At 42.9% G+C, this 6,388-nt stretch carries 7 protein-coding genes; 3 read left to right on the top strand and 4 right to left on the bottom strand.

The window, feature by feature from the left end; all coding sequences use genetic code 11:
- Both I2484_RS20440 and I2484_RS20435 read left to right on the top strand, forming a co-directional pair.
- Positions 1-519, top strand: a 519-nt coding sequence (locus I2484_RS20440) for a hypothetical protein (RefSeq protein WP_207152899.1), incomplete at its 5' end; no start/stop codon positions are given.
- Positions 516-767 (top strand): hypothetical protein, encoded by a 252-nt coding sequence (locus I2484_RS20435; RefSeq protein ID WP_207152898.1) that lies wholly within the window; start codon positions 516-518, stop codon positions 765-767. The genes I2484_RS20440 and I2484_RS20435, both read left to right, overlap by 4 nt.
- Positions 768-787: 20 nt before the next feature.
- Here I2484_RS20435 and I2484_RS20430 read toward each other — a convergent pair whose 3' ends face one another.
- The 3 genes from I2484_RS20430 to murQ all read right to left on the bottom strand — a co-directional run bounded on the left by I2484_RS20430 (position 788) and on the right by murQ (position 4,356).
- Positions 788-1,858 carry a DUF871 domain-containing protein gene (locus I2484_RS20430; RefSeq protein WP_207152897.1) on the bottom strand — a complete coding sequence of 357 codons (1,071 nt, stop codon included), beginning with the start codon at positions 1,856-1,858 and terminating at the stop codon, positions 788-790.
- 211 nt (positions 1,859-2,069) lie between these two features.
- Positions 2,070-3,449: a PTS transporter subunit EIIC gene (locus I2484_RS20425; protein ID WP_207152896.1), complete on the bottom strand. Its 1,380-nt coding sequence runs from the start codon at positions 3,447-3,449 to the stop codon at positions 2,070-2,072.
- Positions 3,450-3,471: 22 nt separating this feature from the next.
- Positions 3,472-4,356: an N-acetylmuramic acid 6-phosphate etherase gene (murQ, locus tag I2484_RS20420; RefSeq protein WP_207152895.1), complete on the bottom strand. Its 885-nt coding sequence runs from the start codon at positions 4,354-4,356 to the stop codon at positions 3,472-3,474.
- Between the two features lie 225 nt (positions 4,357-4,581).
- Between murQ and I2484_RS20415 the strand changes: the two genes are divergently transcribed.
- Positions 4,582-5,175: a hypothetical protein gene (locus I2484_RS20415; RefSeq protein ID WP_207152894.1), complete on the top strand. Its 594-nt coding sequence runs from the start codon at positions 4,582-4,584 to the stop codon at positions 5,173-5,175.
- 156 nt (positions 5,176-5,331) lie between these two features.
- Here I2484_RS20415 and I2484_RS20410 read toward each other — a convergent pair whose 3' ends face one another.
- Positions 5,332-6,180: a MurR/RpiR family transcriptional regulator gene (locus I2484_RS20410; protein WP_207152893.1), complete on the bottom strand. Its 849-nt coding sequence runs from the start codon at positions 6,178-6,180 to the stop codon at positions 5,332-5,334.
- Positions 6,181-6,388: the final 208 nt, after the last annotated feature.

Genomic DNA, 6,388 nt, shown 5'->3' with positions numbered 1-6,388 from the left:
TACCGGGTTGGTTGGAGGCTTAGCCGATTTGGTTGGACACTCTACGGTTTGTTGGACACTTTCCGGGATTGGTTGGAGGCTTTTTTGATTTGGTTGGACACTCTACCGGGTTCGTTGGACGCTTTACCGATTTGGTTGGACACTCTACGCTTTGTTGGACACTTCCCGGGATTGGTTGGAGGCTTTTTTGATTTGGTTGGACACTCTCCCGGGTTTGTTGGATACTTTGCCGATTTGGTTGGACACTCACTGGTTGGTTGGACACTCACTGGTTGGTTGGACACTTCCTGGGATTGGTTGGAGGCTTTTTTGATTTGGTTGGACACTCTACCGGGTTCGTTGGACACTTTGCCGATTTGGTTGGACACTCTACGGTTGGTTGGACACTTTCCGGGATTGGTTGGAGGCTTTTTTGATTTGGTTGCACACTCTCCCGGGTTCGTTGGACGCTTTGCCGATTTGGTTGGACACTGTGCGGTTGGTTGGACACTTTCCGGGATTGGTTGGAGGCTTTTTTGATTTGGTTGGACACTCTTCCGGGTTCGTTGGACACTTTGCCGATTTGGTTGGACACTCTACGCTTTGTTGGACACTTCCCGGGATTGGTTGGAAGCTTTATTGATTTGGTTGTACACTCTCCCGGGTTTGTTGGACACTTTGCCGATTATGTTGGACACTCTACACTTCGTTGTACACTCTACCGGGTTCGTTGGACACTTCACCGATTATGTTGCACACTCTCCCGGGTTCGTTGGACACTTCACTAATTAAGTTAAACACTCCGCAATTACATCCATTTAATTTGAAACTTAGATCCTCCATACATATACTGCAGCAACAACCGATCATCTTCCTTTATTCGGCCGATTACATTAACCTTTTCATCGGCTGGGAGATCTCGTTTTGCAATTTGGATTTCTCCCTGATAGCGTCCATACTTTTCGTTGTCTACGGTAATCGCACCTTGTGGTCTTTCTACCGTATTGACTGCTTTAACGGGACGGGTTCCAATTAGTCCGTATTCCCTTGATTCCATCGATCGGATGCAATCCCGAGCAGCATCTAAACGATTTGTCTGCACGACGGCTCCCATAATTTCAAGCAGGGATTTGTCGTGGATTATCTGTTCAGCTCGCAATAAAAAAAACCCTTGTTGATAAGAAGCAAATTGCTCTAACGATTCTTCAGTCAGTGTCAGATCACCGACTAAGACCTTGTCCACACAGCCATTTTCAATTAAGTCTAGAAATGCGGCAAAAGGTGAGATACTTCGATGATCCTCCAATGTTGGCAGTCTTTCAAAAAGCGGCCCACGCAATGATCCATCTCCTGGAATGAAGGCCATCACGGTTACCCCTTCCTGTTTCAACCACTCATTCACCTTGCTAAATTCATCACGGTCAAGTCCTGTTTCGGGTCGCGGATAAAAGTTATGCCACGCCTCAACAGATTCCGTGCGCAACCCTGCCTGTTTCATTTTATCCAGACCATCCTTAGTCAGTGTACTTGCATTCAGCGCAATTTTCATTTTCTTGGATAGCCTGACAATTGTGGCTTCTGAGATACCATAGTCGACCCGTAACCCCGTTAGCCCCCACTCAAGAAGGCCCTCTGCATTTTCCCAAGTGAAACCAAGATGTCCAAGTGACTGTGGCGAAATATCTGCCATTAACTCCATATCATATTGTTTCGCTACCGCTCCTAGCCTGTGAAGGCGTTCTTTATAGAGCTGCGGATCTTCCTCGGGGATATGAAGCGATGTGAAAATAGAAGTAAAACCGATTGCTCTCACCTTTTTAAGATACAATTCAAATTCCTCGTTCAACTCATTTCCTAGATAAACAGATATTCCAAGCATAATAACCAGCTCCTATTTAAGATTATGAAAAGCGCAAGGCGCCGTCTAGACGCCACAGGCATAAGTGAAAAAGAGGGCAGTCTAAGATCGCGACTTCCTGTCGCAACGACTGCATACCTGCATCCTTGCAGGCACCTAGAGCTAGACCTTGTTCCAAGTTAAAACATATACTTTCTTTTCATCAAAAAAAGGAGGCAAGCCCCCCCCTTTGTTAAATACCGTCCGCCATTTCTTCCTTGAATCCAAATAAGTACGTGAACAGGAAGCCGAATGTATAGGCAATTACTAGGCCCAAGAAATAAAACAAGAATTTATTGTCTGCGATAAGTGGAATTAGCGAAATACCAGATACGCCGATACCAGATGCAGCTACTTTCATGACTGCCTGGAAGGCACCGCCGACTGCCGCACCCATACAGGCAGTAAGGAATGGACGGCCTAGAGGTAGTGTGACCCCGTAAAGCAGTGGTTCTCCGATTCCTAGGAAGCCTACTGGTAGTGCGCCTTTAATGATAGTACGCAATCTTTTGTTTTTAGTTTTCACAAATATTGCGATGGCTGCACCCACTTGACCTGCACCTGCCATTGCTAATATTGGTAATAACGCGGTGTAACCCACAGTATTGATCAACTCTAAATGAATAGGCGTTAATCCATGATGAAGTCCGACCATAACTAGCGGTAAGAAGAAGCCTGCAAGTACCGCGCCTGCCGCAACCCCACCGACATCCAAGACGACATTGATTCCGGATGTAATTCCATCAGATAGAACACCCGCAACTGGAACTACTGCATAGAGTGAAAAGAAACCTACTACTAATACGGTAATTAAAGGCGTAACGATAATATCAATCGAATCATGCATAACAGATCGAACACGCTTTTCAACCCAAGTCATCAACCAAGCCGCAAAGATGACACCAAATAATCCACCTCGGCCTGGCACTAATGCCTCACCGTAAATCGTAATATCCGCAAGCGCAGGGTTGAATAAAAAAGCTCCAGCAATGGCACCAAGTACTGGTGTGCCGCCAAATTCCTTAGCTGTATTCCAACCCACCAAAATCGCAAGATACATGAATATGCCGCTTCCAAGTAGAAGCAATATTTGCATCCACGTTTGCGTCGGATCCACACCCGCGTTTTTCGCGAAGTTTGCAGCTCCGTTAATTAAACCGGATGCAACAAGACCTGGAATTAGTGGAATAAAGATGTTACCAATTCTGCGAAGTAGCATTTTTATAGGCGATTTATTCTTTGCCTTAAGATTGGCTTGATTTCTTGCTGCTTTTTCGCTAAAAGTTAAGTCATTTTCATCCGGGCCTGCCTCTTCCCCAATTGACAGCCCTGTGACTTTGCTCATTTCTGCAGCCACTTTATTGACCGTCCCCGGCCCCACTACGATTTGCAACGTATCATCTTCAATGACACCCATTACGCCATCGACTTTTTTCAACGCGTCCACATTCACCTTACTATCATCTTTTAATGCCAGGCGCAAACGCGTCATACAGTGAGATAACCGCTGGATATTTTCCTTGCCGCCGATATTCGCAAAAATATCTTGGGCCATACGCTCTTCCTTTTTCATCCCAATCCCCCCATTTCATTTTTTATATAGACTTTCGGACAAAGCCGCCTGTTAGTTCCAATTTTTCTACCGCTTCTTCATAAGAACTTTGAAGTAAAATCATGACAATAGCGGTTTTCACCTGCTGCTGCGCTTTTTCGTAATAGTCCTCGGCTGTCTCATAGTCAACTTGAGTGGCATCCATAATGATTCTTTTGGAGCGCTCTGTTAATTTTTCATTTGTAGATTGGACATCGACCATAAGGTTTTCATAGACCTTGCCAATTCCAATCATCGACGCCGTAGAAATCATATTCAGCACTAACTTTTGAGCTGTTCCCGCTTTCAATCTCGTTGAGCCCGTTAAAACTTCAGGACCCGTTTCTAGTTCAATTACCATTTCCGCATGCTTGCTTATTTCAGCGTCTTTATTACACGAGATGGCTACCGTTTTAGCCCCTTTTTCTCGTGCACAATCTAGAGCACCTATGACATACGGCGTCCTACCGCTCGCGGCAATTCCAATGACAGTATCCTTATCGCAAACTGAAGCAGATTCCATATCGGAAGCCCCCAAATTCACATTGTCTTCAGCGCCTTCAACCGCAGCTGTAAACGCTTCCATTCCTCCGGCAATGAACCCACGAACCATTTCAGGCGAAACGCCAAACGTTGGGACACATTCAACAGCGTCAAGAATCCCCAATCTTCCGCTCGTTCCTGCTCCAACATAAATGAGTCGGCCCCCTGTTTGGAACGATTCAACAACAGATTCAACAACTTTTTCAATATAATCTAGCTCGTTAGCGATGGTAGATGGAACTGAACTATCCTCTTGATTCATCGCTTCCAGAATGCCCCTTACAGACATTTCATCAAGCTGCATCGTCTTGCTATTTCTCTTTTCTGTAGATAATTTATCAAGCATTCTATCGCCCCTCTTAAACTAGTACTTTATATTCCAATTGTACCCATAAGAAACTATATGTCAAGATTATTCTAAATATTACTGAATCTTAGTTTCATTAAAGTAATAAAAAAGCATCGGTTATAGCACTAACGAGATTTAATTGTTAGAATAATGAAACTTCCGTTGCGTGTTATCCGTATAAAGAGTAGGTAAAAAATCGAAAAATAAGAGGTGGGTGAAATTATGTTTCAAAAATCATGTTGGAATCATATTTCTTTCGCAAAGAAGATCTTTCGAGGAAAGACAGGGGTTGCCATAACTTTTGTTCTCATGAGCCTCTTACTTGTAGGCTGTACTCAAGATGAGCCACAAGATAAAAACATAGCACTTATTCAAGCCTATCTGGAGTATGACTTGAATACTCCGAATAAAGAAGCCATACAAGCACAAAACGAAATGTGGAAGTCGTTTGAAGAACAGCAGCAGGAGAGCTCGCCATTCAGTAAGGAGTATAGTGCATATATAAAGGATAACTACGGACCTTATTTTTCTGAAAGTGGTTTCGATAAATTAATTTCGAGAGGTCTAACATTAGTGTTCCACTTAGCGGCTGACAAATACGATTATCAAACAACCGTTAGTAAAATTGCTATCGAACAAAATAAAAATGTCCCAACGAATTATAACTTTACCGTTACTATTGACTATGAAAAAAAAGGAAAAGAAAAAGTGAATGCAGAAATTACAGGGATAGCGATTCTTCGCCCAGGTGGAATAGAGGAAATTAAGTACCTTGGTGACAAGAAAATGTTGAGAACCCTTTTAACAGGCGAGTAAAAAGTAAATTAGTTATTGTGAAACGTTACTCATGACTTGCAATAAAATAACACGAAAAAGAGCATCCTTTTGAGGTGCTCTTTTTAAATGTCTCTATTTAGAAAGAGCAGCCATTCCAGAAGGTAAAGAGAGAGAACCCGTTACTAGTGGGTTTCCTCATCTCCGTAAATTCTCCATTTCACTTCTTGCTTCCTGATATTGTTTGATAACATTTTCTCCGACATGATGAAAAATACTCATATATAAGGTGTCAATAACCGTTAGCTGCGTCATTCTGGAAGGAATGCTGCCAATTCTAAAATCCTGTTCCACATTTGGGGTGCAAAGTCTGATATCTGCTGTCCTGTATAAGGGGGATTTATCCAGATTCGTAATCGCAATTACAATTGCACCTTTCTTTTGGGCAAAATGGGCAAGTTCCAATACATCCCTCGTCTTTCCCGATGTACTGATGGCAACAAAAACATCATTTTTGTTTAAATAAGGAATAACCGTCAGCATATAATGAAAATCCAAAGAGGTAATAGCTTGATACCCCAGCCTAGTAAATTTATAGTGCGCATCAAGTGCCGCAGTCGATGATCCGCCAACACCAAAGAAAACAATTTTTTTCGCATCTTTTATGGCATCTACTGCTTTCAATAACTCCTTCTTATCCATGGAATCAATACAAGATTCAATCGCGAATTTATTTACCTGAATGACCTTTTGAAATGAGTCATAGGGGGTATCCTTCTGCTGTAAAATCGAAAAGTCCGTTAAGTTCATTTCAGTTAACGTTAAATCCTTAACGAGCGCGAGTTTAAATGACTTGAAGCTACCCATTCCAATCGATTTGCAAAAGCGAATCACACTCGCTTCGCTTACACCTATCTTTGTTGACAACTCTTTTGTCGTCATATTAGGGATTAACTCCGAATGCAATAGTATATATTCACCCACTTTTCTTTCCGCAGCAGATAAAATAGCCAAGCCTTGTTTAATTTTATCGATCAATGATCTCATTTCTACACCTCCACCACTTTTAGTATATACGACACCGGGATTGGTTGGAGACTTTATTGATTTGGTTGGAGGCTTCAAGGGGTTTGTTGGAGACTTCGATGGTTTGGTTGGAGGTTTTTTGGTTTGTTGGACACTTCGCGGGATTGGTTGGACGCTTCGCCGATTTGGTTGGAAACCCCGCCGCGTTTGTTGGACACTTCGACAGTTT

Source organism: Sporosarcina sp. E16_8, assembly GCF_017347095.1.
In the GTDB taxonomy this organism is placed as follows: Bacteria; Bacillota; Bacilli; order Bacillales_A; family Planococcaceae; genus Sporosarcina.
Note: the sequence above shows the minus strand (reverse complement) of the source record. Positions and strands in the feature narration are given on the sequence as shown.